This is a genomic window from Neobacillus sp. NPDC093182 (assembly GCF_044754045.1).
In genome coordinates this window covers 46,810-69,238 of sequence record NZ_JBIVOI010000025.1, presented here as the reverse complement: position 1 = coordinate 69,238, position 22,429 = coordinate 46,810, and the positions used below count along the sequence as shown (strand labels likewise).

Sequence of the window (22,429 nt, the reverse complement as noted above, 5' to 3'; positions counted from 1 at the left end):
CTTAAGATTCGCTCGACTTGCATGTATTAGGCACGCCGCCAGCGTTCGTCCTGAGCCAGGATCAAACTCTCCAAGAAAGTTGATATAGCTCATTTGTTACGTTGGCTTAGCTTTTTTAAAAAAGCTAAAAAATTGTTTGTTGACGTTCTTGTTTGTTTAGTTTTCAAAGAACAAATTCACCGTGTCACCCGAAAGCGACTTTATTAATTTATCACAGCCACTGAATAAAGTCAATAACTTTTTTTAAGTTATTTATTTTACGTCAGCAGCGACGTTTATTAATATACCAACATATTATTTAAAAGTCAACAAAATATATTAAATTAGTTTCTTACTTTTTTAAAAGTGTGATTTATCCTTTCTTCCTGCTCTTATTATCCCTCCTCATGTACTTTAAACATTCATTTGGTGGGGCTACTCTTTTAAACAGGGTAAATAAAATCTTATAGCGCTCTTCCATTGCACGCTTTACTATATGGTCAATACGATGATCTTTTAAATCAAATAATATTTCATCCATCTCACGCTTTATCAGGTATTCCATTTCTTTTACTTCTTTTTCATTAACCAGAAGCCCAAACATTGAATCACCCTTTATATGAAATATGTAGTTATAGTAGTCTTTTCCAAATTAGTGAAATTTATAATTATTTTTCTTAATCATATTCATTTAAAAATACGCATAGGTATGAGACAAGGATAGCAATGGACGAGGTGGTATATATGAATTTCTTTTTTGTGTTAAATGGCAGATCTGTAAAGCAAATGCTTTTAGTAGTAATTGCTGCTTTTTTTACTGCGTTGTTTTTATTTATGGGAAATCTCTCTTTATCTCCAGTCTTTTCAACAAAGGACGGCCCTAAAGCCGTCTATCGCGGGGAAAAGGATATCGCTCTTACCTTTAATATTGGCTGGGGCGATGAAAAAGCAGAACCAATCTTGGACGCACTAAAAAAAGAAAATGTAAAAGCAGCAACCTTCTTTTTAGCTGGTTCATGGGCTGAGCGGCACCCGGATATTGTCAGCCGGATTGTCAAGGAAGGGTACGAAATTGGAATTCTTGGGTATGCCTATGAAGATTATACAGAATTAGAAGATGTGAAAATCGGCAAAGATATTTCGAAAGCAAAGGAAGCCTTCAGAAAGTTAAATATTAAAGACATCAAGCTTCTCCGCGCTCCTACTGGACATTTTGATCAACGCTCCTTAAAGATAGCGGAACGATATGGTTACACGATGGTTCATTGGAGTGTGGATTCTAAGGATTGGACCAATCCTGGAGTGAAGCAAATTCAAGAAAATGTTAAGAAGGCCGATAAGGGAGATATCATTCTTCTCCATGCCTCTGATTCAGCTAAACAGACTGCCGATGCTTTACCTGGAATTATCCAAGAATTGCAGGGTAAAGGCTTAAAACTTGTAACAGTTTCACAACTAATTGCCAATGGAGTCGTCGAGTCAAAGGAAATTAAATAGTATGGAACAAAAAACCGTCCACCTATTTTATTGGACGGTTTTTTTGCTTATTTTTTTAGGTGATTTTGTTATTTTATTAGTAGAAGATTGCCTACTTTGTCTAGCTTGCTGTGATTGTATATTTAGTTTATGAAGAATTAATATTTGATATGCATTACAAGCTAGAAGGGAAAACAACATGAGATAAATCCAGCTTGGTTCATTTACACGTAACACTGGGAACCATTCTATAACCGTTACAACAATCATAAAAAAGAGTGCTGGAATAAATGCTTCACGATTTGTTTGTTTTGCTTTATACCATGCAGTCACCAATGAAGGAATTAACAGCAAGGCTGCCAGCCCGATATAAGGAAAGAGGCTTTCTCCTGATTTTGCAAAGGTTTCATAGCGTAAATACACAAGATCAAATAGCACAAATAGAATTAACACTACTTGAACTCCATTCCAAAGTGAAACGGATTTAAAAATACCTAAGCCAAAGCGATGGACCGTTAGATAGGCAAAAAAGCCCATTTGACTAACAACACTATAAAGAACGCCCCATAATATAAACCAAAAAAGGGCGGATAATATATTGAGGATTCGAAAATCGGTAAAATAGTGTACATATTCATTCCAATTGATAATAAAACCTACAATTGCTGATGTAATTCCGCCAATTAATAGCGTAGTCATAAACAGCCTAACCCAAATACGACTCGTCACACAATTATCCTCCAATAACAAAAAATAAATACCTTTTTGATTGTACCAATCCAATTATAAAAAATCCATCTTTTCAATTTCTGTACGCATAATCTAAGGTGCTTTTCTTCATCCTAAAAATTAAGGACCATTATGTGAAAGGAGCTTTTTAAATGAAAGTAAATAAGCTGATACTCCCCTTGCTGACCACTATGCTTCTCTCTAGTTGTGCCTCTCCTGAAGCTGGCGGCGGAGAACAAATAGATTATGAAGCAACAAAGAAGATGGTTGTTGATATACTAAAAACAGATGATGGCAAGAAAGCACTCCAAGAGGTTATGTCTGATGAAAAGATGAAAGAAACGCTGGTAATGGACCAAAAAGTGGTGTCTGATACCATTCAACAAACCCTAACCTCTGACGCAGGAACAGAAATTTGGAAGAAAACCTTTAGTGATCCCAAATTCGCAGAAGGCGTAGCAAAAAACATGAGATCCGAGAATGAAAAACTATTAAAGGATTTAATGAAAGATCCTGAATATAGAGCGATGATGATAGAGGTATTTAAAGAACCTGAAATTCAAAAGGAAATGGCAGATGCGTTAAAAAGTAAAGAATATCGAGAACATCTTCAAACGGTCATCTCTGAAACACTTGAAAGCCCTCTTTATAAAGTAAAAATGCAGGAATTACTCTTAAAAGCAGCGGAAGAAACACAGCAAGCAGCAGAGAAAAAATAGCTTTTATTGCTAAATAAATAAATGCCTCTTCCGACTTATTGGAAGAGGCATTTATTTTCATTTACTTTTCAACCGGCTTGTCATTTTTTCTGCAATATCTAAATAAATTTTTCCTAATTTATGGTCTTCCTGATAGATGGACGGTGCAAAATCATCATCATTCCAATCAGGCTGATTAAGCGGCAGGCGTCCTAGGACTTCGGTGTTCAGGTCTTCGGCTAATTTATCACCGCCGCCTTTACCGAATACATATTCTTTTTCACCGGTTACCGTACTTTCAAAGTATGCCATATTCTCGATAACACCTAGAATTTCATGATCGGTGCGTAATGCCATAGCACCAGCACGCGCTGCTACAAACGCCGCCGTTGGATGTGGTGTGGTTACGATTACTTCTTTACAAGCCGGAAGCATGGTATGAACATCTAATGCGACATCTCCTGTTCCAGGAGGTAGGTCTAACAGTAAATACTCAATTTCTCCCCATTCTACTTCATTAAAGAAGCTATTTAGCATTTTTCCTAACATTGGACCGCGCCAGATGATTGGGGAATTATCTTCTACAAAGAAGCCCATTGAAATGACTTTTACTCCAAAGCGCTCAACAGGCAGTATTTTTTCGCCTCTTACGACTGGTCTTTTCGTAATTCCCATCATATCCGGAACACTAAACCCGTAAATATCTGCATCAATTAATCCGACCTTTTTACCTAGTCGTGCGAGTGCCACGGCAAGGTTAACAGATACAGTGGATTTACCTACTCCGCCTTTACCACTTGCAATCGCGATAAATGTTGTTTTATTAGAAGAAAGTAATCCCTTGTCTTCAGATTCGCCCGCTGCCGAACGGTGTTCCGCTAATACCGCTTCTGGTAGCTCACTAAAACGGATTCCCACCGTTTGGGCACCAGCCTCTTTCAGCATATTGACCACTTGTGTTTGTAGCTGTAACTGTTCAGCCGTGCCGGTTTTAGCAATCTGCAATTTTACACTGACATGGCTTTTCTCTTCTTTAATTTTTATTTCTTCAATAGCATTTAATTCAGCTAAAGTTTTATGTAAAAAAGGTTCTTTTAAGCTGCCTAGTACTTCACGTACTTTTACTTCAGTTAACATGTAAACAAACACCTCACCCTATGAATTCGTTTCCAATTTTCAGTATACCATATTCTTTTCTAGAAACAGTTAAATGAATCACTTCCATTAATATTCCAAAAAAAAGAAGGTGATTAAACACCTTTATTCATCTTCTATCTTTAATTCCTTTTCATTGGTAAAGTAGCGAAGGACACCTTGATAGATAGACGCTGCTACCTTCTCCTGATAGGCCTCCTTTTTTAATTGCTCTCTTTCATTTGGATTCGAAAGGAAGCCTACCTCTACTAACACCCCAGGCTTTTTAGCATTTTTTAAAATATAAACGGAATTAATCGGCTTCGCTTTTCTTGTCGTATTTTCTAAATTAACGATCAGCTCATCCTGAATAAATTTTGCAGCTTTAGCATTTTCCTTAAAATGCGACGCATAAAAGGTTTGCGCTCCACTCCATCTTGATGACGGAATCGCATTTAAATGAATGCTGACAAAGAGGTCATTATCGGAGTTGTTTATCATTTTTAAACGCTTTTTTAAATCTTCCACTTTTCTTCTACTGTATCCTTTTGTGCCTTCATCTGCTAAATCTTTATCGGTTTCACGGGTCATGACCACTAAGGCTCCCTGCTCCTGTAAATAGTCTCTGACTTTTAATGAAATATCCAAAGCAATGTCTTTTTCTAACGCTTTGGAATTTCCAGCTCCTCCATCTGGACCGCCATGACCTGGGTCAAGTAATATGATTTTGCCGGATAGAGGAAGACTCCAAGTATCGCCCCACGTATCCTCTTTAACAAAATCATATTGTAAAATCAGAAACAAAAGAAGTAAGCCAACAGAAAAACCAATGACCTTTAATTTTTTCTTTGACACCCAAATCATTCCTTCCCGCTCGTCCCTATTCAATAAACTATATGGGACAAGGGACTTGTTTAGAACAGGAAGAAATGTGAAGCACCAGGATAATTGCTAATCCTGGTGCTTGATCCATGCTATTTGATTAATGTAATCGCAGCTTGCGGCGTCTTTGAGCTTTTTCATACCCTTCTTTCCACCAAACATCGATGTATCCTTCACAGGAATAATAAAGTGTTTCGCTCATGGTGCCTTCTTCACCATTCCCCCAATAAAGGAGAAAATTGTAGAGTGTATCAATTAAGTGCTTCTCTTCTCGATAGCAGCGTTTTCGTACATCATCTATATGTTCACCGTAATACCCAAATTTGCTAAATTTTGCTCCTAATAAGTAGGCTTCTAATGCTACATCATAACAGGCTTCTTCAATGCCTGTGTTCATGATAAAACTCGACGCAATTCTCGATGAGCCAAAATATTGCTGCACTCGTTCTTTTAACGTTTTAACAGACAAGTCCTTTAGAACGGACCGCTCGTATTTTATTTGTTTATCGCGACGCTTTTCTTTAAAGGTAGTAATTACAGTCACTCGCTTTTCACCTCTTAGGACTATTCTTCATCCCTAGGGCATAAGAAATTCAAATTCAAAAGTGTTTTCGATTGCCAATTTTTATCGCATCGGGTCTTCTTTATTCCAAATTAATGAGAATGTGCTTCCTATGCTGTTTTCGGTTAAAATTAAATCTCCATGAAGGGCTTTTACTGAAGGGCAAACCTAAGCCAAGACCTCTCTCCATTAATTTCTTCTTTTCTTCACGGAAAAACCTTTCAAATACATAAGGCTGTTCCGCTTCTGGATAATTAACGCTTTAGGAACTGTGGGAACGAATAGAAACTTTAAAACTGTATTTTTTTCCGTGTTTCGGAAGGGTAAAACCATAAATTAATGTTAACAATGGTGAAAATAAGCAAAATAACGCAAACGGAAAGTAATCAACTACAGGCACTCCGAGGACTGAAGCCAGAAACACACCACAGACACTCCATGGGACGAGAGGATTGACGACCGTTCCGGCATCCTCGAGCACCCTTGAAAGATGCTTCGGTTCTAAGCCAGCTTTTTTGAAATGTTCTTTAAAAGCATTTCCAGGTAACAGGATTGATAAATATTGTTCCCCAATAATAAAATTAACAGCTACCGCAAGTCCGGCAGTTGTACTAATTAAAAGGGAAACACGGGTTAATACAACCTGTAAAAGCGATATAAGCGCCGGAATAATGCCCAGTCTGAAGAGAAGTCCTCCCATGCTTAGTGCCAGCAAAATTACTGATATGCTGAACATCATACTCTCCATTCCGCCCCTTGTCAGCATTGAATCGACTTCTTGGACTCCACTTGCAGATTTGTAACCGGAAAAGAGTAAATCAAACAATCCTTTGCTGTCTATTCCTCCATTCATCCAAACAGAAATCAAAAGAGCGGAAAGAATGCCAGCGGAAAGCGTCGCGATCGCAGGTACTTTTTTGGCAGCCAGTATAGTTAGGATAATAAAGGGCAGAAGTGAGTACCAGTGTACAAGGTTTAGAGAGGTTAATTCCCCTTTAAGGATTCCCATTTGCTTAATGTTTTGTTCTGTTTCCGTTGGAGAAATCACTACATAAACAATTAGCGAAAAAATAAAGCCTGGGATTGTGGTCCATAACATATTTTTTATATGGTCAAATAAATCTACACCTGCGATGCTCGCAGCAAGGTTTGTCGTATCAGATAAAGGCGACATTTTATCCCCAAAGAATGCTCCAGAAACGACTGCCCCCGCAGTAATTACTGGGGAAATGCCCAGTGCGGTACTTGCTCCAACAAAGGCTACTCCTAATGTTGCAGCTGTTGTTAAGGAACTTCCTATACTTACTCCGATAATAGAAGTTACTACAAAAACAATAGCATAGTAAAATTTCCCCGAGACTAAATCGACAGCTAAATAAATAAACGTCGGAATTGTACCGCTCGCCATCCAGCTGCTGATTAGCATCCCAATAAAAAAGAAAATCATAACCGAGGCTATTCCAGATTTTGCTCCATTTGCCATAGCTGCTTCTAGCTCGAGAAAGTTCACTTTCTTGACAGCACCATATATAAGCAACAGGGCGATCCCAGCGATTATTGCAATTTGTGGAACTACTTTAATGCCGATAATTAGATAACCGACAATCCCCATTAAAAGTACAGCAATAAATGCGGCTTCGACTGGTCGAATGGCCAGAACCTTTTGTTGTTGCTCCATAAAAATCTCCCCCTAAGAAGTAAATAATAAACGCAAAAAAGCCCCTTCGACTTTAGGGACGAAGGGACTCCGCGGTACCACCCTAGTTGGCAGGAATTACTCCCCGCCCTCTTTAAAAAAAATGCCGGTTCAAGGCAGCTGTATTTCAAAATTATCATTGCCCGAATTTCCACCTTCCATCCGGTCTCTTTTTGCTGCTAATGACAATTCTACTAAAACTGCAGGCACTTATTTACTTTCGCACTAAAACGCTTTTAAGCATTAAAGTATTATATTTAAATAATAATATACATAGGTTTATTCTTTCTGTCTACAAAAATTTTTCATGTTACAGCTATCTTCTAAGTAGAAACACATATTTACATAAAAAAGACTCCCAATCAAATTGATTGAGAGTCTTTGAAATTGTACCTCTATCCTCAAGAACCTTTCTTACCGAAAATGGAGAAAATCCACTCCCATTTATCTTTAGGTTTTTGAATCGCTTTCTCTAAACGTTTATTGAAGTCATTTTGTGAAAGCCACTCTTTTTGCATTTCTTCCCGAAGATTTTGTAATTCTTTTTGTAAGTATTCGCTCTTTTGTTTTTCCTGTTCCAGCAATGTTTCGTAATGGATCTTTTCTTGTTCAGATAATTTATCTATCCTAGTTTGAGTTTTTTGTGCTGAATTTGAAATGTTAGAACTTAAATCATGATGATCCTGCTTTAGCCTCGAAACGGTAGTTTTAAGATCTGTCATATCGTTTATCACTTGGACATTCATTTCACGTGTGGCAGCAAGTTCATTGGCTAAATAGGATAATATTTCTTTTAAGTGATTGGGGTCTTGTGGTAAATTCTCATATGTATCGGCTACCGCTATCTCTGTTTCACTAAATCCTTCTAATCTTTCTTTTTGTTGCCGGGCAATTTCTTTAGCCGTATCGTCTAGGGGCTTGTCTGTATCGCGTAACGATATAAGCGCTTCAATGTCGGATTGAACAAAAATACGACGATCTCCTTCTTTAAAAAACACATAGCCATTCCGCTCTAGGATTTGGCCATACTTCCGAACAGTAGGTGTTGCAATCCCGGCTTCCTCTGCCACTTCCTTGGAAGAGAATGAGCGTTCAAACGGTTGAATATCACTTCGCATATCTGATCACCTTTTTTATCATAAATATGAATGGTTATTGATGAATCTGCAAGTGCCATATCACCTAGCGATACAAATAAAGAGACGATATCCCCCTTTACCTAACCATTTTTCAGAAATAAAACTATTTTGTGTCCAATACAATCTTTATAAATATCACCCTGAGACTTGACTGTAACGGGTGGCGTTATACACTCTAACTAAATTTAATTTAAAAGGCATATCGCCCGGCGATACGATAGACTAAAAAGAACTAATAAGCTCTTTCCAGAAAAGCTCTAATAAAAGTGGCTCTTCTTTTTGCTTGAAGTTCTCAACCTTAATAAAACGATACGGTCTTTAGCAGTTCACCCTGAGGCTTAGTCATATCGCGCGACGCTATAATCTCATTAATCGTGATCTAATATATTTTTATAGGTGAATGATTCAGCAAAAACTGCCGATTATTTCCCCGAAAATACAATCTTCGACTAGATTCTTGATTTTTCTACTTTAATCAAACATTTGATTATATTTACTGCGTCTTTGTTATATTAAGGTTTCACACAACATGCTGAAAAAAGACTTGCCTGTTATTGTGGGAATAACGGTTATGCTAAAATAAATGAAATGACCATTTTTTTATGATGAGGGATTGCATGTATAGAATAATGATGATTGAGGACGATGAAAAAATTAGACGGATTGTAGCTGATACGTTGAAAAAGTGGCAGTATGATGTTGTGGAGGTGGCCGAATTTGACCAGGTGCTAACTCAATTTGTTCAGGCAGATCCTCACCTCGTTCTAATAGATATTAATCTTCCGGTGTTTGATGGTTACTACTGGTGCCAGCAGATACGCTCGGTTTCCAAAGTGCCGATCATATTCCTTTCTTCAAGAAATCAGAATATGGATATCATTATGGCGATTAACATGGGCGGGGATGATTTTATCCAGAAGCCATTTGATTTGGATATCCTTCTCGCGAAAATCAGCGCACTTATCCGTCGGAAATATACCTATCAGGAAGATGAGAATAGCACATTCATCTACAAGGGTTTGAAATTAAATGTAACCAATTCAACGATTGAATATAGTGGTAAAAGCACTGAGTTAAGCCGGAAAACTGGCGGAAAAATAAATACGTTCCGAAAATCAAAGCCAAGGTTACAGCCATCAATGTTTCTTTAAAATGATCTTTCCAAATGTCAGTGTTACCAGCAAGAGTAATCGTGTAGTAGGAAGCCGCAATCAATAGAATCGACAATACCGCCAATCCAAAAGAAAATTTAAGCGGTTTGTCCATTTTCTCTTTTGCATGAAACAATTCAACTAACTGTACACGGCGGACGGTAACATAACTTTGGATCGTTATAATACCAATTAGTAAAGCGAATAATAGAATAGTTGAGATGATTGCTTCAAGTGGAAAAGCAAAAGAAAGGTCCTCTTTGTATCGCATTAAGTTCATTAATACCGCACCAAAAAATTTTGATAGTAATCCACCGATTAGTATACCGCTGGATACAGAAATGGCACTTAGAAATAGTGTTTCAAAAAAGACCATTGCTGCAACTTGTCTTTCTTTCATCCCGTAAAGTAAGTACATGCCAAATTCTTTTTTTCGCTGTTTCATGAAAAATGAGTTAGCGTACAAAATAAAGAATACAATAAACACAAAGACGATCATTGAAGCAATGAAAATTACCGTTTTATAGTTTTCTTTATTTTGAATGGCTGCAACGACGTCCTCGTTAAACATTAATCCAGAAAAGGTAAAGTAAATGACAACCCCCACAAGCATAGAAATGAAGTATATGGTATACAAACGGAAGTTCCGTTTCATATTCCTCCAGGATAAATCAACTATGTTCATTGCTGGTCACTCCCTATAGCACTTTGAATGGTTAGGATTCTGTCAAAGAATTCTTTTTCTGATTGGTCCCCTTTAAACATTTCATTGACGATTTTTCCATCACGAAGAAAAATGACACGCTCGCAGTAACTCGCTGCATACGGATCATGTGTAATCATCAGAACCGTTGTCTTAAACGCTCTATTTAGCAATTGCATTTGTTCGAGCAGCTGGGTGGCAGACCTTGAATCAAGTGACCCCGTTGGCTCATCTGCAAACACAATTGCTGGATTGGTGATGATTGCACGTGCAGCAGCCGTACGCTGCTTTTGGCCGCCGGAAATTTCAGAAGGATAATGCTCTAAAATCGATTCAATATTTAAGGCTTCAATTAATTTAGCTAATCTCTGCTCCATTTCGGCCACAGGAGTCTTTTGTAACGAGAGCGGCAGCAAGATATTTTCTTTCACCGTTAATGTATCAAGTAAATTGTAATCTTGAAAAATAAATCCCATTCGTTTTTGACGGAATTCTCGTAAGACTTTCTTTTTCATATCTAACAGCGAATTCCCTTCAATCCAAACATCCCCGCCATTAAAGCCATCAATCGTCGAGAAAGTATTCATTAAGGTGGTTTTTCCAGAGCCAGAAGGACCCATTATCGCTGTAAATTCCCCTTGTTCAATTGTCAAATCAATATTTTTTAAGACTTGTGTTTTTCCGTAAGATTTAGATAAGTTCTTTGTTTGTATTATTTTAGTCATTGTTTAATCCTCCTTCACCACCACACTATATCAACTAATTTGCCCGCTAACCATCGAACTAACAACATCTAAAGTGACAATTTTGTCATGTTGGGTGAAGAAGCATATCTGTACAAAAAAGACCTCCTAAAAAGAAGGTCCCTCGTATCTATTAATATAATAAATATTTCTCACGAATCTCATTAAATTCATTTAAGCCAGTCTGCCAGGCTGCTTTCATTTCCTCAATACTTTTGCCCGCTTCAATATCAGCACGGATAGAGCCATTGCCGACAAGGTTATCAAAGAAGGAGATTCCTGCTGCACTCGGTGCTCTAAATTGGAAATCGTTTGGATACATATCATGGATTGTTTTTACGATATACAACCCTGTTTCAAACGGCTTAAAAACATTCCGATCCGTAACATGAATTTGAATACCATGGCTTAACACATTTGCATGTTTCGAAAAAGTCGGTATGAATGATGCCGCACGGAAGGTGACACCAGGTAATTTGTAAGAGTTTAACTTCGCGGCCAAGTTGTCGCTATTAATAAACGGTGCGCCAATTAATTCAAATGGCTTTGTTGATCCTCTTCCCTCCGATACATTGGTCCCTTCAATCAGTGCCGCTCCTGGGTAGACGACAGCAGTTTCTAATGTTGGCATGTTTGGTGATGGAAGCACCCACTCTAATGGCGTTTCATCGTAATACATGTTTCGTTTCCAGCCTTCCATTTCCACTACCGTTAAATCAGCGCCAATACCAAATTCACTATTAAAAAGTTTAGCTAGTTCCCCTACTGTCATCCCGTGGCGGACAGGAATCGGATATTCACCGATGAACGAAGAGTATTTATCCTCGAGTACAGGTCCTTCAACTTTTGTCCCGCTGATTGGATTTGGACGGTCGAGAACGATAATCGGAATATTGTTCTCTTTCGCGGCTTCCATTGCTAACGCCATCGTATAAATGTACGTATAGAAACGTGTTCCAACATCTTGGATATCAAATAGCAATACATCGACATTGCTTAGCATTTCAGGTGTCGGCTTTTTGTTCTTTCCATAAAGACTGTAAACAGGAAGTCCTGTTTTTTCATCTGTATATTGTTCAACATACGCACCTGCCTGGGCACTTCCTCGTACCCCATGCTCAGGGCCATAAAGAGCAGTCAGGTTTACATCTGGGTTATTGAAAAGTAAATCTACAATACTCGTAACGTTCTGGTCCACTCCAGTAGGATTAGTAATCAAACCTACACGTTTATCTTTAATCAAATCCATTTCATCCTGCAGCAAAACCTCGACACCCAAACGGAACTTTTTAATCTTTTTCTCTTTATCGTTCTTGGCCATCGCTGCAGAAACAGTAGAAAGTAGTAGAACAAGAGCCAATAAACCTGTGAGCCACTTTTTCAAAAGTATCCCTCCTCTTTGTCTATTCCCTACCTAGTATCCTAACCCGTGATCAAATCCATATAAAACATTTCCATCATGGTTGTAAATGGTTACGGGCAGTTTTCCAGTTGGATTATTTTTACCAAATATAGTGTTTGCCGCTGCTTCAAAGCTTGCTGGTTTGAAACCATATTGAACAAGATAAGCGTCCACATCTGTATAGGACATAATATCATATGGATTTCTTGCGCCAACAGCAATGACAGGCACACCAGTCTCGATGAGTTGTCTTGTCATTACCATTTGACCAGCATCCTGAGCCCTGCCCCCGACACTAGAGGTGTAGGTTCCGGCAATGATGTATTTCGCGCCCTGCACTTGTGCTAGCTGCGCAGCATTAAGCGGACCTGAAGCATTAACATAAACGGCGCCAGGATGGTGTTTTTGGATCTCTGCTGCCAGCAGATTAATGGAGAAACCAGATCCACCAACCACAACAATCTTCTCTTCAGGAGAAACATTAAGCGGAAGAACAGCGTCATTTTTCACCAGTGTAATCGACTTTTCGGCTGCTTCTTTTTCAATCGCCTTATGTTCAGGTGAGCCTACTACTTGAAGTGCGTTTGCTGCTTTTTCATCAAGACTCTTTTCTACCTCTGCCTTTACGATGCTTCTATTAAGTTTCAGATTTAAAACTCGTTCCACTGATTGCTCCAATCTATCTTCTGAAATATCGCCGGAGTCAACAGCAGCATAGAGACCATTGGCAACAGCTTCAATTCCAACTGGCATTAGGAGTATATCCGCTCCTGCTTTCACAGCGCGGATTGCTGCGTCAACTGGACCAAAATGCTCTGAGATTGCCCCCATATTCATCGCATCGGTAACAATTACACCTTTAAAGCCCATATCTTCGCGCATTAGCCCTGTTAATACTTTATGAGAAAGCGTTGCTGGTACAGCGATTTCTGTGCCATCCTTTTTAGAAATGGCTTTTGTATTATCAATCTTCGGGAAGGTCACGTGAGCCGTCATAATCGCGTCAATTCCCGCATCCATTGCCTGCTGGAATGGATATAATTCTACCTTTTTCAAACGATCAATATCATGTGGTACTTCTGAAAGTCCGATATGTGAATCAACTGCTGTGTCACCATGACCCGGAAAATGCTTCGCAGTTGCAGCTGTTCCCGTTTCATGAAGTCCTTTAATATAGGCATTCCCTAATTTTCCAACTAACTCAGGGTCCTCACCGAATGAGCGGACACCAATTACCGGATTATCTGGATTGTTGTTTACATCCAGCACAGGTCCAAAATTCATATTGATTCCAAGGGCGTTCAACTCTTCCCCAATCACTTTACCAACCTTTTCAGCTGTTTCTTCTGAGCGTGCGGCACCTAGAGCCATATTTCCTGGCATGTCGGTACCAGTTTGCAGACGTGTCACGATTCCACCTTCTTGGTCAATGGAGATCAGCAGTCCATACTTTTCTGCAGCTTCTTGATAGGCGCTGACTAACCTAGCTGTTTGATCAGCTTTCACTGTATTTTCACGGAATAAAATTACACCGCCAAGATGATAATCTTTTACAAGCTTAGCAATTTCGTCGTTCATCACTGTAACATTCTGACCCTTCCAGGTTCTAAAATCAGGCATTAGCATTTGCCCGACCTTTTCGTCCATGCTCATATGCTTTATGGCATTACCGATGAGGTCATAGCGTGCGCCTTTTTCTTTTTTAACAAGGACTTTTTCTTGGTTTCCTTTGAATTGGATCGAAATTCTATCGCTATAACTGCCATCGCTGACAGATATAAATGTTTTACCATTGTGACCAGATAAAGTTACTTCTCCATCCTTCGATACAGATGCAACATTCTTATTGGAAGATTTCCAAGTTAAGTTCTCAGACGCCATCATAAAACGGCCATCCTCATAAACATGAAGGGCGTTTAAATTAAGCTTGTTATCTGTTACTTCCCGTGTAACTTGTGGAACATTGAGGTCTATCACTAAATCTTTAATACCCGAAGCAGCTGCTGCACCTGACAATGGAATACCTGTTAACAATAGCGCAAATGCTAGAAACGAGGTGAATAATGTCTTTACTAATTTTCGCATGTTTCTCCTCCTCAAGTTATGCTTTATTTAATAATCCCTAAGTTCCCATTGATTTTTTGAAAAAGAGAGTACATCTCCAGAATCCAGTTTTGGATTCTGAATATACCAGCCGCGGGAATTTGTAGATCCATCTGTTTGATAGACAAATCGTATTTTCGCTGTATCACTCGGTATAGCCAATTCTTTCTTTTCCCAGCCATTACTAGTGCCAGTCAATAAAGCAAGCTGCTGCCAGCTGCCATCTCTAAAAATCTCTATAGACCCACTATCCCAGACATTCTCAATCATATGCCAAGTGGAGAAAGTGAGTTTCGTATCCTTAGTTAAATCTAGATCCGTTTCCATTACTCGATTGAGCTTGTCGCCATACCCTGCAAACCAGGCATCACCCTTACCAGGAATGGTGACTGGAATGGAATCCGCCACATTTCTGGCAAATAAGCGGCGTGTTTGGTTCATTGACCCCATATTTCTTGAAGGATGGACACGGTTGGTCAGTAAAATCGCAACAGTTTTATTGTTCGGACTTACTGCAATTGAAGTCCCTGTATACCCCGTATGGCCAAAAGAGTATGTACCTTCTGATAAAGCGTCCATATACCAGCCTTGGCCAAGCTCCCAGCCTAGCCCATGGTCATTCCCAGGGAATGCAGCGTTTTGATTTTCCAGCAGTAATTGTACCGTTTCTGGCTTCAAGATTGTTGTGCTGCCATACTTGCCTTCATTAATGAATATATGAGCAAGCTTAGCTAAGTCTTTGGCGGTTGAGAATACACCCGCATGTCCGGCAACCCCGTCTAATGACCAGGCATTCTCATCATGAACGTCTCCCCAAACGAGACCGCGGTTAGGTATGGCCTGGTATTCAGCTGCAGCAATGCGGTGTTTCAATGAAGCTGGGGGATTGTACATCGTATCCCTCATTCCTAAAGGTTCTGTGATGTGCTCCCGAACAAATTCATCCTGGCGAGTACCAGACCAGTGCTCTACTAACATGCCTAACGTAATCATGTTTAAATCACTGTATTCGTAATTCGTACCTGGTGCATTTTTTAATGGCTGGTTTAATACCAGCTTCAGTCTATCTTCTCTAGAAGTCCCCTGTGAATATAATGGGACCCAAGCCGTGAAACCAGATGTATGGGTTAACAACTGGCGAATCGTTACGTTTTCTTTCCCGTTAGCAGCAAATTCAGGGATATGTTTTGCTACTGGATCATCCAGACTGAATAACCCTTTTTCAAAAAGAATCATCACGGCCGTAGCGGTAAAAATCTTGCTGATGGACGCTAAGTCAAAAATTGTATCGTTTGACATAGGAATAGGATTTTCCATTTCGGTAAACTTACCATCAGTGTATTGAGCTGAATAGCCATAAGCGTCATGTTTAACAATTTTCCCAGCTCTCGCTACTAATGTGACAGCACCTGGCATTAATTTTTGTGAAATGGCTTGGTTCATCATTTGATCGATTTGTTGGAGTGGAGCTTCCACCATACCAGCTCCTCGTGCAGAGCTTGGATGAAGTACGCTTGAAACAGGAATGATAGTGGAATTCCATGTAAAGACAGGGTGTGGTTTCTTAGATGGGATGGTGAGTTTTTCTTCCTCTTCCATTGTGGGTCCATTAGGAAGTTCATTATTGGCAAATACAGGTGATGTGCCTAATAGCATCGTACAAACCGCAGTTAGCATAAACGTTGTTCTTTTCATATGCCCTCCTTGAATGAATTGTAGGCGGGATATCCCCTATGTACACCGAAATACTGGCAACGCTTACAGCCTATAGTAAAAGCATATCGGTTATAGTGCTCAATCGTCCATACCACATAAGTCTCATAACAGGTTGTTTTACAGGTCCTAGGGATTACGTCATTAGCATTATTTTTTAAAATAAAGTATAAAATTATGAAATTTCATTTCAAAGACACCGATTTAAACCTAATTATCTAAAAAGATAACCGTTCTTAGGGCCTAAAGCAAGTCGTCCCAGATATATTTAACAGAGCATAAAAAAGACCCCCAACCAAATGGTTGAGAGCCTTTGAAAGTTTGAAGATTAACGCTTTGAGAACTGAGGAGCACGACGCGCACCTTTAAGACCGTATTTCTTACGCTCTTTCATACGTGGGTCACGTGTTAATAGTCCTGCACGTTTTAATGTTGGACGATATTCTGGATCAGCTTGAAGTAATGCGCGAGCAATACCGTGGCGGATTGCGCCAGCTTGACCAGTGTATCCACCGCCGCTTACGTTTACAAGAACATCGTAGCTGCCTTTTGTTTCAGTAGCTACTAATGGTTGGTTAACAACCATACGTAAAGCTTCAAATGGGATATACTCTTCGATGTCACGTCCGTTAACTGTGATTTTACCTGTACCTGGAACTAAGCGCACACGTGCGACAGAGCTCTTACGACGACCAGTACCAATATATTGAACTTGTGCCAAGTTAATTCCCTCCCTCTTTATTAACCGCGAAGTTCGTAAACTTCAGGTTGTTGTGCTTGGTGCGGATGTTCTGCGCCAGCATATACGTGTAATTTTTTGAACGTTTGACGGCCAAGAGAATTCTTTGGAAGCATACCTTTAACAGCAAGCTCGATCATTTTCTCAGCATAGTTTGTACGCATTTCAAGAGCAGTTCTAGTTTTTAAACCACCTGGGTGCATAGTGTGACGGTAGTAGATCTTGTCAGTTAATTTCTTACCAGTTAATTCAACTTTAGAAGCGTTAATAATGATAACATGATCACCAGTGTCAACATGTGGTGTAAAAGTTGGTTTATTTTTACCACGTAAGATTGCTGCTACTTCAGAAGCAAGACGACCAAGTGTTTTGCCTTCAGCATCAATCACGTACCATTTACGCTCGATATTGTTGGCGTTAGCCATAAACGTTGTACGCATGAATTTCCCTCCTAATTTAAATCCAAAAAGATTATTTTTTCGCACCATCATAAGCCGTTACCGTTTGTTCTGTTCCGGGAATAAACGATAACGTCATTGTGCGTCAATTTTTAAGTTCATATATTTTCAATCACGATGAAGACTTTCCGGGGCTTTATCGTGGGATTAAAAACACAACCATATAATATAATAAGTTCTTTAGAGCTAAAAGTCAAGAAAATGTTACACCAGGTTGTGTTGTTACTAAAATAATTTTTAATAATGTACCTTCCAAAGATACAACCCCTGTCCTGAAGCGGTTTTTCCAGCGTAACGGCGATCCTTTTTTTCTAGAATCTCAGCTATTTCCTCCGGCTGCCGCTTCCCAGAGCCAACCTCCATCAACGTTCCTACTAAAATTCGCACCATATTATATAAAAAGCCATTCCCTACAAAACGGAAACAGAGACGCTCTTCTTCTTGTAAAATTTCAATAGTCTCTATTGTTCTAACCTTATCTTCTACTTCCGTTCTTGCCGAACAAAAACTAGAAAAGTCGTGTGTACCTAATAAATAGGTGCATGCTTCTCTCATGGCTGCTAAATTTAAAGGAACGGGATAATGAAATGCATAATTCCGTTGAAAAGGATCCCTTTTTGGGGATTGGTATAGAAAATAACGGTATTCTTTCCCGCTGGCATCGAAACGAGCATGAAAGGACGATTCTGCTTTTTCCACAGAAAGAACAGATATATCCTCCGGCAGCATAGAATTTAAGGCTAATTCCCACTTTTCCACTGGAAGGGACAATGGCGAATCAAAATGAATCACCTGACCTTTTGCATGGACTCCGGCATCTGTTCTTCCGGAAGCAGCAATTTTCACATGACTGCCCTTATGAATTTTAGCGAGGACAGCTTCTATTTGACTTTGAACGGTTCGTTTATTAGGTTGAACCTGATATCCGGAGAATCCAGAACCATCGTAGGAAATGATGCATTTATAGCGATTCATTTTAAACTCCATCATGAACGTAATAAGATTAACAATATCGTTAAAACAGCAAGAATTAAAAGCTGCACCGTATCAGCTAATTTCCAGCTCAATAGACGGTATTTTGTCCTTCCTTCACCGCCACGGTACCCTCGTGCTTCCATGGCAATGGCGAGCTCCTCAGCACGCTTAAAAGAGCTGACAAAAAGGGGAATCAGCAATGGAATGACTGCTTTGATTCTCTCCTTTACTGGACCGCTGGAAAACTCTACTCCTCGAGCAATTTGTGCCTTCATAATCTTGTCGGTTTCTTGCATAAGAGTTGGAATAAACCGTAGAGAAATGGACATCATCAGGGCCATTTCATGTACAGGAAAGCGAACTTTATTCAATGGGTTTAATAGCGTTTCCAGCCCATCCGTTATTTCTATTGGCGTTGTCGTTAATGTAAGCAGACTGGTCATCAAAATTAAGAAAAAGAATCTCATTGAGATAAAAATCCCCTGTCTGACTCCTTCTTCATAAATCTTAATTGGACCAAGCTCGTACAATAAACTACCTTGTTTTGTAAAGAAAACCTGTAAGAGTAACGTAAACAACACTAACCAGAGAACGGGTTTTAAACCTGCATATAAAAACCGAAAGGGAATTCGAGATAATCCAAGCATTAAAAAAGTATAAAGTCCAATTAGTGCATAAGTAAGAAAGTTATTTGCTAGAAAGATGATGCAGACAAATAAGAAAATGATAATAAGCTTAGACCGAGGGTCCATTCGATGAACCAGACTTTCTGCAGGAACATATCTCCCAATAATCATTTTTTCCATCATACGTGTGCACCTCTTAACAAATCTGCAACAGCAGATGAAAGCTCCTCAATGGAAAGATAGGTGGCTCCTAACTTAATTCCAAGCTTTTCTTCCAGACATCGTTGAAAACGGACAACTTCTGGTACATCTAGTCCCATATCAACCAGCTCAGAAACGGACGAAAAGATGTCAATGGGTGTTCCTTGTTTTACAACATGTCCTTGCTGCATAATAACGATTTGGTCAGCATACTTCGCTGCATCCTCCATACTATGTGTTACTAGTATGGTAGACAGGTTTCTCTCTTTATGCAGTGAATAAAACATATCCATAATCTCTTTACGACCACGAGGATCTAAACCAGCTGTCGGTTCATCTAGAACGAGACAATCGGGCTCCATTGCCAGAACACCAGCAATAGCAACGCGACGCATTTGACCGCCAGACAAATCAAATGGAGACTTTTCTAATATCTCCTCGGACAATCCAACTTGCTTTAAAGCAAGCCGTGCTCTCTCTTTTGCTTCTGTTTCTGAAACACCAAAATTCATTGGGCCGAAAATAATATCTTTTTCAACGGTTTCCTCAAATAATTGATGCTCTGGAAATTGAAAAACAATCCCGACCTTTTGTCTAATCTGTCTTAAATTCTTATTTTTCTGCTTCGCTTTGACTTCCTGGTTCCCAATCACTACAGTTCCTTCCGTCGGGAGCAGCAGAGCATTTAAATGCTGTAAAACGGTAGATTTACCTGAACCTGTATGGCCTATTAACGCCATATACGTTCCAGTTGGGATGTCAATAGACACATCTTTAATGGCCAAGCGTTCAAAAGGAGTGTTTGCCTGATAACGGTACTCTATATTTTGGAGCGAAATGTCCATAGCTCATTCACCAACTCTTCTTCCGATAAATAGTGTCTCGATAGGTCGATCCCTTTATCACGAAATGCATTACTCATTTTGATAGAGAAAGGAATATCAAGTCCAAGATGTACCAATTCATCATCCATTGAGAATATTTCCTCTGGTCTGCCCTCACGATATACCTCACCTTGATTCATCACAATAATTCGATCAGCTTTAGCAGCTTCTTCTAAATCATGTGTAATGGAAATGACTGTAAGGGACTTCTCTTCCTTTAAAGCTCGTACGGTTTCTAAAACTTCGCCTCTGCCTTTCGGATCAAGCATTGAGGTGGCTTCGTCCAGGATTATGATTGACGGTCGGAGCGCAAGAACGCCAGCTATCGCAACACGCTGCTTTTGCCCGCCGGATAGATGGTGCGGCTCTTGATTAAGAAAATGGTCCATTTTGACTTTCTTTAAAGAATCTTCAACCCTTAAGATCATATCATCCCTTGGGATTCCATGGTTTTCTAAACCAAAAGCCACATCATCCTGCACAGTTGTACCAACAAACTGATTATCAGGGTTTTGAAAGACCATTCCTAACTTTTTTCTTATCTCCCAAATAGACTCTTCATCTAATTTTATCCCACAGACCATAATCTCACCCTGCTGCGGAAACTGTAATCCATTTAAGAGCTTTGCCATCGTCGATTTACCCGAACCATTATGACCTACAATGGCTAACCATTCACCTTCATAGATCTCAAAGCTTACATTTTGAAGAGCGTACCTGTTTTGGTTCTCATATTGAAAAGACACATTCTTTAAGGAAACAACTGAATCCCTCATCCAAACCTTCTCCTCTCATCTCACCTATTCATATCTGCCTATGCTTAGCTCGAAGAATACAAAAAAAGCCTGCACCTCGCCCCTCAGGCAGAATAGCGAATAAATTCTGCCGCTTAAACGGGATTTCTAAAAAGAAATGGGAGGAGGTGCATGAGCTAGACGAGACGTGAAAAAGATAGGTAAAAGGCTTACATTCATCTTTCCAAGGAGAAACTAGATTCTCCTTCGTGTGCCCTTCTTAATAAGGGTCACGCTCATCATAACGCTCTTTTTGGCTTGGTTCGTAAGTTATATAAAGTTTATCTTACAGAAAAAGGGCTCAAGAACAAGTTTGTAACTAAACTGTCCAGCGCCCTTGTTGTCTGTTAAAGGTATTAAACTAACTCGATAATTACCATTGGTGCACCATCGCCGCGGCGTGGTCCAAGTTTCATAATACGAGTATATCCACCTTGGCGCTCTGAATAACGAGGAGCGATATCAGTGAAAAGTTTTTGAAGTGCATCTTGACCTTTTTCAGCATCCGCAACTTCATTACGTACGTAAGAAGCAGCTTGACGGCGAGCATGTAAGTCACCACGTTTGCCTAAAGTGATCATTTTTTCAACAGTACCACGAAGTTCCTTCGCGCGAGTTTCTGTTGTTTCAATGCGCTCATTGATAATTAAGTCTGTAGTTAAATCACGAAGCATAGCTTTACGCTGTGCGCTTGTGCGTCCTAACTTTCTGTATGCCATGAAGGGTTCCCTCCTTTGTTGAAGTCATTAAACGGATTAGTTTTAAAGCAGGAGATGACCTAATTAGTCATCCTTACGTAAGCCTAATCCAAGCTCTTCTAGTTTCGCCTTCACTTCTTCGAGTGATTTGCGGCCTAAGTTACGTACTTTCATCATATCTTCTTCAGTTTTGTTAGCTAGTTCCTGAACAGTGTTGATTCCTGCACGCTTTAAGCAGTTATATGAACGAACTGATAAATCAAGTTCTTCGATCGTCATTTCAAGGACTTTTTCTTTTTGATCCTCTTCTTTTTCGATCATAATCTCAGCATTTTGAGCCTCATCAGTCAAACCAACGAAAATATTCAAATGCTCAGTTAATATCTTTGAACCAAGAGCAATAGCTTCTTTTGGCCCTGTGCTACCATCTGTCCAAACATCAAGCGTTAGCTTATCATAGTTTGTCATTTGACCCACACGAGTATTTTCTATCTGATAGGACACACGAGAAACTGGAGTGAAAATAGAATCAATTGGAATCACACCAATTGGCTGATCTTCACGCTTGTTTTGCTCAGCTGGTGTGTAACCACGACCACGCCTTGCTGTTAATCGCATGCGAAGATGTCCGCTTGAAGCCAATGTAGCAATATGAAGATCTGGATTTAAGATTTCAACATCACTATCATGAGTAATGTTTGCAGCTTTAACAGGACCTTCACCCTGAACATCAATCTCAAGAGTTTTCTCTTCATCAGAATAGATTTTTAAAGCTAATTTTTTAATGTTTAATATGATGGATGTTACATCCTCTACGACGCCTTCAATTGTTGAGAACTCATGAAGTACCCCATCGACCTGAATCGATGTAACAGCGGCACCTGGGAGTGAAGATAAAAGGATACGACGTAAGGAGTTACCCAAAGTGGTACCATATCCACGCT

Annotated in this window: 22 protein-coding genes, 1 rRNA gene and 1 pseudogene; 3 read left to right on the top strand and 21 right to left on the bottom strand. The window is 39.5% G+C overall.

The window, feature by feature from the left end:
• Nucleotides 1-77 (bottom strand): 16S ribosomal RNA (locus ACIQAA_RS30240); the annotation flags it as partial.
• Nucleotides 78-352: 275 nt separating this feature from the next.
• Nucleotides 353-583, bottom strand: coding sequence for a hypothetical protein (locus ACIQAA_RS30235; protein WP_402627015.1), 231 nt, complete (start codon nt 581-583; stop codon nt 353-355).
• A 140-nt stretch (nt 584-723) separates the two neighbouring features.
• On the opposite strand from ACIQAA_RS30235, the gene pdaB reads away from it, so the two are divergent.
• On the top strand, nt 724-1,476 hold the full coding sequence (gene pdaB, locus ACIQAA_RS30230) for a polysaccharide deacetylase family sporulation protein PdaB (protein WP_402627012.1): 753 nt from the start codon (nt 724-726) through the stop codon (nt 1,474-1,476).
• Nucleotides 1,477-1,503: 27 nt separating this feature from the next.
• On the opposite strand, the gene ACIQAA_RS30225 is transcribed toward pdaB, so the two are convergent.
• Nucleotides 1,504-2,184, bottom strand: coding sequence for a KinB-signaling pathway activation protein (locus tag ACIQAA_RS30225; RefSeq protein WP_402627010.1), 681 nt, complete (start codon nt 2,182-2,184; stop codon nt 1,504-1,506).
• 152 nt (nt 2,185-2,336) lie between these two features.
• Here ACIQAA_RS30225 and gerD point away from each other — a divergent pair, with 152 nt between their 5' ends.
• The gene (gene gerD / locus ACIQAA_RS30220; protein WP_402627004.1) at nt 2,337-2,903 is read left to right on the top strand and encodes a spore germination lipoprotein GerD; all 567 of its coding nucleotides are present in this window, start codon (nt 2,337-2,339) and stop codon (nt 2,901-2,903) included.
• 57 nt (nt 2,904-2,960) lie between these two features.
• On the opposite strand, the gene ACIQAA_RS30215 is transcribed toward gerD, so the two are convergent.
• From ACIQAA_RS30215 to ACIQAA_RS30195, 5 genes are all read right to left on the bottom strand, one after another.
• Nucleotides 2,961-4,019 (bottom strand): Mrp/NBP35 family ATP-binding protein, encoded by a 1,059-nt coding sequence (locus tag ACIQAA_RS30215; protein WP_402627001.1) that lies wholly within the window; start codon nt 4,017-4,019, stop codon nt 2,961-2,963.
• Nucleotides 4,020-4,142: 123 nt separating this feature from the next.
• Entirely contained in the window at nt 4,143-4,871 is a 729-nt protein-coding gene (gene cwlD, locus ACIQAA_RS30210) for an N-acetylmuramoyl-L-alanine amidase CwlD (RefSeq protein WP_402626998.1), read from the bottom strand.
• Between the two features lie 127 nt (nt 4,872-4,998).
• A complete protein-coding gene (locus ACIQAA_RS30205) occupies nt 4,999-5,442 on the bottom strand; it encodes a YbaK family protein (protein WP_402626995.1) in 444 nt (147 codons plus the stop codon).
• A gap of 280 nt (nt 5,443-5,722) precedes the next feature.
• The gene (gene nhaC / locus ACIQAA_RS30200; protein ID WP_402626992.1) at nt 5,723-7,138 is read right to left on the bottom strand and encodes a Na+/H+ antiporter NhaC; all 1,416 of its coding nucleotides are present in this window, start codon (nt 7,136-7,138) and stop codon (nt 5,723-5,725) included.
• A gap of 419 nt (nt 7,139-7,557) precedes the next feature.
• On the bottom strand, nt 7,558-8,274 hold the full coding sequence (locus ACIQAA_RS30195) for a hypothetical protein (RefSeq protein ID WP_402626989.1): 717 nt from the start codon (nt 8,272-8,274) through the stop codon (nt 7,558-7,560).
• Nucleotides 8,275-8,897: 623 nt separating this feature from the next.
• Between ACIQAA_RS30195 and ACIQAA_RS30190 the strand changes: the two are divergent.
• Nucleotides 8,898-9,188 (top strand): annotated as a pseudogene (locus ACIQAA_RS30190) (response regulator); the annotation flags it as partial.
• A gap of 112 nt (nt 9,189-9,300) precedes the next feature.
• On the opposite strand, the gene ACIQAA_RS30185 reads toward ACIQAA_RS30190, so the two are convergent.
• The 13 genes from ACIQAA_RS30185 to ACIQAA_RS30125 form a co-directional block, all read right to left on the bottom strand.
• Nucleotides 9,301-10,131, bottom strand: coding sequence for an FtsX-like permease family protein (locus ACIQAA_RS30185; protein ID WP_402626986.1), 831 nt, complete (start codon nt 10,129-10,131; stop codon nt 9,301-9,303).
• Nucleotides 10,128-10,874 carry an ABC transporter ATP-binding protein gene (locus tag ACIQAA_RS30180; protein ID WP_402626983.1) on the bottom strand — a complete coding sequence of 249 codons (747 nt, stop codon included), beginning with the start codon at nt 10,872-10,874 and terminating at the stop codon, nt 10,128-10,130. The genes ACIQAA_RS30185 and ACIQAA_RS30180 overlap by 4 nt, the downstream gene beginning before the upstream one ends.
• Nucleotides 10,875-11,025: 151 nt before the next feature.
• Nucleotides 11,026-12,276 (bottom strand): exo-beta-N-acetylmuramidase NamZ family protein, encoded by a 1,251-nt coding sequence (locus ACIQAA_RS30175; protein ID WP_402626980.1) that lies wholly within the window; start codon nt 12,274-12,276, stop codon nt 11,026-11,028.
• A gap of 30 nt (nt 12,277-12,306) precedes the next feature.
• Nucleotides 12,307-14,379 (bottom strand): glycoside hydrolase family 3 protein, encoded by a 2,073-nt coding sequence (locus ACIQAA_RS30170; RefSeq protein ID WP_402626977.1) that lies wholly within the window; start codon nt 14,377-14,379, stop codon nt 12,307-12,309.
• Nucleotides 14,380-14,406: 27 nt separating this feature from the next.
• Nucleotides 14,407-16,092, bottom strand: a complete 1,686-nt coding sequence (locus ACIQAA_RS30165; protein ID WP_402626974.1) for a serine hydrolase domain-containing protein — start codon at nt 16,090-16,092, stop codon at nt 14,407-14,409.
• Between the two features lie 346 nt (nt 16,093-16,438).
• Nucleotides 16,439-16,831, bottom strand: a complete 393-nt coding sequence (gene rpsI, locus ACIQAA_RS30160; RefSeq protein WP_045516497.1) for a 30S ribosomal protein S9 — start codon at nt 16,829-16,831, stop codon at nt 16,439-16,441.
• A gap of 20 nt (nt 16,832-16,851) precedes the next feature.
• Nucleotides 16,852-17,289, bottom strand: coding sequence for a 50S ribosomal protein L13 (gene rplM, locus ACIQAA_RS30155; protein ID WP_034676154.1), 438 nt, complete (start codon nt 17,287-17,289; stop codon nt 16,852-16,854).
• A 255-nt stretch (nt 17,290-17,544) separates the two neighbouring features.
• Nucleotides 17,545-18,282, bottom strand: a complete 738-nt coding sequence (gene truA / locus ACIQAA_RS30150; protein ID WP_402626970.1) for a tRNA pseudouridine(38-40) synthase TruA — start codon at nt 18,280-18,282, stop codon at nt 17,545-17,547.
• A gap of 11 nt (nt 18,283-18,293) precedes the next feature.
• Nucleotides 18,294-19,091, bottom strand: a complete 798-nt coding sequence (locus tag ACIQAA_RS30145; RefSeq protein ID WP_402626967.1) for an energy-coupling factor transporter transmembrane component T family protein — start codon at nt 19,089-19,091, stop codon at nt 18,294-18,296.
• Nucleotides 19,088-19,954, bottom strand: coding sequence for an energy-coupling factor ABC transporter ATP-binding protein (locus tag ACIQAA_RS30140; RefSeq protein ID WP_402626964.1), 867 nt, complete (start codon nt 19,952-19,954; stop codon nt 19,088-19,090). Before ACIQAA_RS30140 ends, ACIQAA_RS30145 begins: the two co-directional genes overlap by 4 nt.
• The gene (locus ACIQAA_RS30135; RefSeq protein ID WP_402626961.1) at nt 19,930-20,769 is read right to left on the bottom strand and encodes an energy-coupling factor ABC transporter ATP-binding protein; all 840 of its coding nucleotides are present in this window, start codon (nt 20,767-20,769) and stop codon (nt 19,930-19,932) included. Before ACIQAA_RS30135 ends, ACIQAA_RS30140 begins: the two co-directional genes overlap by 25 nt.
• A gap of 374 nt (nt 20,770-21,143) precedes the next feature.
• Nucleotides 21,144-21,506: a 50S ribosomal protein L17 gene (rplQ, locus tag ACIQAA_RS30130; protein WP_179603646.1), complete on the bottom strand. Its 363-nt coding sequence runs from the start codon at nt 21,504-21,506 to the stop codon at nt 21,144-21,146.
• 63 nt (nt 21,507-21,569) lie between these two features.
• Nucleotides 21,570-22,429 (bottom strand): DNA-directed RNA polymerase subunit alpha (locus tag ACIQAA_RS30125; RefSeq protein ID WP_402626957.1); only part of this gene is annotated, 860 nt, incomplete at its 5' end.

Bases quoted from the DNA above. Each gene is read 5' to 3' on its own strand.
- ACIQAA_RS30235 (WP_402627015.1), bottom strand. From the start codon at position 583: ATGTTTGGGCTTCTGGTTAATGAAAAAGAAGTAAAAGAAATGGAATAC.
- pdaB (WP_402627012.1), top strand. From the start codon at position 724: ATGAATTTCTTTTTTGTGTTAAATGGCAGATCTGTAAAGCAAATGCTT.
- gerD (WP_402627004.1), top strand. From the start codon at position 2,337: ATGAAAGTAAATAAGCTGATACTCCCCTTGCTGACCACTATGCTTCTC.
- ACIQAA_RS30215 (WP_402627001.1), bottom strand. From the start codon at position 4,019: ATGTTAACTGAAGTAAAAGTACGTGAAGTACTAGGCAGCTTAAAAGAA.
- nhaC (WP_402626992.1), bottom strand. From the start codon at position 7,138: ATGGAGCAACAACAAAAGGTTCTGGCCATTCGACCAGTCGAAGCCGCA.
- ACIQAA_RS30195 (WP_402626989.1), bottom strand. From the start codon at position 8,274: ATGCGAAGTGATATTCAACCGTTTGAACGCTCATTCTCTTCCAAGGAA.
- ACIQAA_RS30185 (WP_402626986.1), bottom strand. From the start codon at position 10,131: ATGAACATAGTTGATTTATCCTGGAGGAATATGAAACGGAACTTCCGT.
- ACIQAA_RS30180 (WP_402626983.1), bottom strand. From the start codon at position 10,874: ATGACTAAAATAATACAAACAAAGAACTTATCTAAATCTTACGGAAAA.
- ACIQAA_RS30170 (WP_402626977.1), bottom strand. From the start codon at position 14,379: ATGCGAAAATTAGTAAAGACATTATTCACCTCGTTTCTAGCATTTGCG.
- ACIQAA_RS30165 (WP_402626974.1), bottom strand. From the start codon at position 16,092: ATGAAAAGAACAACGTTTATGCTAACTGCGGTTTGTACGATGCTATTA.
- rplM (WP_034676154.1), bottom strand. From the start codon at position 17,289: ATGCGTACAACGTTTATGGCTAACGCCAACAATATCGAGCGTAAATGG.
- truA (WP_402626970.1), bottom strand. From the start codon at position 18,282: ATGAATCGCTATAAATGCATCATTTCCTACGATGGTTCTGGATTCTCC.
- ACIQAA_RS30145 (WP_402626967.1), bottom strand. From the start codon at position 19,091: ATGATGGAAAAAATGATTATTGGGAGATATGTTCCTGCAGAAAGTCTG.
- ACIQAA_RS30140 (WP_402626964.1), bottom strand. From the start codon at position 19,954: ATGGACATTTCGCTCCAAAATATAGAGTACCGTTATCAGGCAAACACT.
- ACIQAA_RS30135 (WP_402626961.1), bottom strand. From the start codon at position 20,769: ATGAGGGATTCAGTTGTTTCCTTAAAGAATGTGTCTTTTCAATATGAG.
- rplQ (WP_179603646.1), bottom strand. From the start codon at position 21,506: ATGGCATACAGAAAGTTAGGACGCACAAGCGCACAGCGTAAAGCTATG.